The following is a 3,477-nucleotide window of genomic DNA, read 5'->3' on the forward strand; positions in this document are numbered from 1 at the left end:
CAACGCCGGCGAAGCAGCCAAGGCGGCTGCGCAGATCGCCGGCGTCGCCAAGGTGATCCACGCCGACGGCGCGCAGTTCGAGCACGGCCTGGCCGAGAACGTGGCGGCGCAGGTGGTGGCCCTCGCGGGTAACTACAGCCACATCCTGTTCCCCGCCACCGCCTCGGGCAAGAACATCGCCCCGCGCGTGGCCGCCAAGCTCGATGTGGCGCAGATCAGCGACATCACCAAGGTCGACAGCCCCGATACCTTCGAGCGGCCGATCTACGCCGGCAACGCGATTGCCACCGTGCAGAGCGCCGACAAGGTGAAGGTGATCACCGTGCGCACGACCGGCTTCGATGCGGCCGCCGCCACCGGCGGCAGCGCCGCGGTCGAGACCGCCAGCGCTGCGGCCGATGCGGGCAAGTCGAAGTTCCTGGGCCAGGAGATTGCCGCCAGCGACCGGCCGGAGCTCACCGCCGCCAAGATCATCGTCTCGGGCGGCCGCGCGATGGGCTCGAGCGAGAAGTTCCACGAAGTGCTGGAGCCGCTGGCCGACAAGCTGGGCGCCGCCATCGGCGCCTCGCGCGCGGCGGTCGATGCGGGCTACGCGCCCAACGACCTGCAGGTCGGCCAGACCGGCAAGATCGTGGCGCCGCAGCTGTACATCGCCTGCGGCATCAGCGGCGCGATCCAGCACCTGGCCGGCATGAAGGATTCCAAGGTGATCGTGGCGATCAACAAGGATCCGGAAGCGCCGATCTTCAGCGTGGCGGACTACGGGCTGGAAGCCGACCTGTTCCAGGCCGTGCCGGAACTGGTCAAGGCGCTGTAAGCGCGTTCAGCGTCGGGCGTTCAGCGTTGAGCGTGAACGTCCGGCGTCTTCTCTCGCTCAACGCTCAACGCCTAACGCCCAACCTCCCATGAGCTACACCGCCCCCGTCAAGGACATGCTGTTCGACATCCAGCATCTCGCCGGCATCGAGCAGATCGCGCAGTTGCCCGGCTTCGAGGAAGCCGGCCTGGAGACTGCGCAGGCCGTGCTGGAAGAATGCGCGAAGTTCAACGAGGGGGTGGTGGCCCCGCTCAACGTCGATGGCGACAAGAACCCCTCGACCTGGAAGGACGGCCAGGTCACGACGACGCCCGGCTTCAAGGAAGCCTACCGCCAGTACCGCGAAGGCGGCTGGCAGGGCCTGCAGCATCCGGGCGAGTTCGGCGGCCAGGGCCTGCCCAAGACCATCGGGGCGGCCTGCGGCGAGATCCTCAATTCGGCCAACCTGAGCTTCGCGCTCTGCCCGCTGCTGACCGACGGCGCCATCGAGGCGCTGCTGACGGCCGGCTCCGACGCGCTGAAGTCGGTCTATCTCGAGAAGCTGGTCACCGGCGAGTGGACCGGCACCATGAACCTCACCGAGCCGCAGGCGGGCAGCGATCTCGCGCTCGTGCGCACGCGCGCCGAGCCGCAGCCTGACGGCACCTACAAGGTCTTCGGCACCAAGATCTTCATCACCTACGGCGAGCACGACATGGCGGACAACATCGTCCACCTCGTGCTGGCCCGCATCCCCGGCGCGCCGGAGGGCGTGAAGGGCATCAGCCTGTTCGTCGTGCCCAAGTTCCTGCTGAACGAGGACGGCGCGCCCGGCGCGCGCAACGACGTGCACTGCGTGAGCATCGAGCACAAGCTGGGCATCAAGGCCTCGCCGACCGCGGTGCTGCAGTTCGGCGACAAGGGCGGGGCGACGGGCTACCTCGTGGGCCAGGAAAACCGCGGCCTCGAGTACATGTTCATCATGATGAACGCCGCCCGCTACGCAGTAGGCGTGCAGGGCATCGCGATCTCCGAGCGGGCCTACCAGAAGGCGGTGGAATACGCGCGCGAGCGCCTGCAGTCGCGCCCCGTGGACGGCTCCGTCAACGGGCCGGCGCCCATCATCGCCCACCCCGACGTGCGCCGCATGCTCATGACCATGCGCGCCATCACCGAGGGCTGCCGCGCGATGGCCTGCGTGGCCGCGGCGGCCTACGACGCCGCCCACCACCATCCCGACGAAGCCACCCGCCAGCAGAACCAGGCCTTCTACGAATTCCTGGTGCCGCTGGTGAAGGGCTACAGCACCGAGTCCAGCATCGAAGTGACCTCGATGGGCGTGCAGGTGCACGGCGGCATGGGCTTCATCGAGGAGACCGGCGCCGCGCAGTACTACCGCGACGCCCGCATCCTCACCATCTACGAAGGCACGACGGCGATCCAGGCCAACGACCTGGTGGGCCGCAAGACGGCGCGCGACGGCGGCCGCACGGCGCAGGCCGTCGCGGCGCAGATCGAGCGCACCGAGGGCGAGCTCGCGCAGCGCGCCAGCGCCGATGCCAAGGCCGTGGCCAAGCGCCTCGCGGCCGCCCGCAAGGCCTTCCTCGACGTCGTCGCATTCATCGTGCAGCAGGGCAAGGCCTCGCCCAACGCGGTGTTCGCCGGCTCGGTGCCTTACCTGATGCTGGCCGGCAACCTGGTGGCCGGCTGGCAGCTGGCGCGCTCGCTGGCCATCGCGGAAGACCTGCTCGCCAAGGACGAGGACGCCAATTTCCTGCGGGCCAAGATCGCCACCGCGCGCTTCTACGCCGACCACATCCTGGCCCAGGCGCCGGCGCTGCGCGACAGCATCGTCGAAGGGGCCGACAGCGTGATGGCCCTCGCGGCGGAGGCGTTCTGATGTCGAGACTGCCTGCTGCGCTCCGCAACCTCCCGCTGCCGGTGATCGCCTCGCCGATGTTCATCGTCAGCAACCCGAAGCTGGTGATCGAACAGTGCAAGGCCGGCGTCGTGGGCTCCATGCCGGCGCTCAACGCCCGCCCGGCTTCGCAGCTCGATGAATGGCTGCACGAGATCGAGGAGACGCTGGCCGCGTACAACCGGGCGCATCCCGATGCGCCCGCCGCGCCTTATGCGATCAACCAGATCGTGCACAAGAGCAACGACCGGCTGGAGCACGACATGGAAGTGGTCGTGCGGCGCAAGGTGCCGATCGTCATCACCTCGCTGGGCGCGCGCACCGACGTCAACGACGCGGTGCACAGCTACGGCGGCGTGGTGCTGCACGACATCATCAACAACACCTTCGCGCGCAAGGCGATCGAGAAGGGCGCCGACGGCCTGATCGCGGTGGCGGCCGGCGCCGGCGGCCATGCGGGCGTCAAGAGCCCGTTCGCGCTGATCCAGGAGATCCGCCAGTGGTTCGACGGGCCGGTGGCCCTGTCCGGATCGATCGCGACCGGCGGCGCCGTCCTGGCGGCGCAGGCGATGGGCGCGGACTTCGCGTACATCGGCTCCGCCTTCATCGCCACCCACGAGGCCCGCGCGGCCGAGGCGTACAAGCAGATGGTCGTGGAGTGCACGTCCGACGACATCGTGTACTCCAACCTGTTCACCGGCGTGCACGGCAACTACCTCAAGCCGAGCATCCGCGCCGCCGGGCTGGACCCGGAGAACCTGCC

Annotated in this window: 3 protein-coding genes; all 3 read left to right on the forward strand. The window is 69.0% G+C overall.

Annotated features, from left to right (window positions below; genetic code table 11):
* Positions 1–817: electron transfer flavoprotein subunit alpha/FixB family protein (locus VFM98_RS11715; protein WP_325110097.1), on the forward strand; the 817-nt coding region annotated here is incomplete at its 5' end.
* 88 nt (positions 818–905) lie between these two features.
* Entirely contained in the window at positions 906–2,696 is a 1,791-nt protein-coding gene (locus tag VFM98_RS11720; protein ID WP_325110098.1) for an acyl-CoA dehydrogenase, read from the forward strand.
* A partial coding sequence (locus tag VFM98_RS11725) for a nitronate monooxygenase family protein (RefSeq protein ID WP_325110099.1) occupies positions 2,696–3,477 on the forward strand: 782 nt, incomplete at its 3' end. The genes VFM98_RS11720 and VFM98_RS11725, both read left to right, overlap by 1 nt.

The organism is Ramlibacter sp. (assembly GCF_035706265.1).
Taxonomy (GTDB): Bacteria; Pseudomonadota; Gammaproteobacteria; order Burkholderiales; family Burkholderiaceae_C; genus Ramlibacter.

Coding starts and splice junctions, on each gene's coding strand:
- VFM98_RS11720 (WP_325110098.1), top strand. CDS start 906: ATGAGCTACACCGCCCCCGTCAAGGACATGCTGTTCGACATCCAGCAT.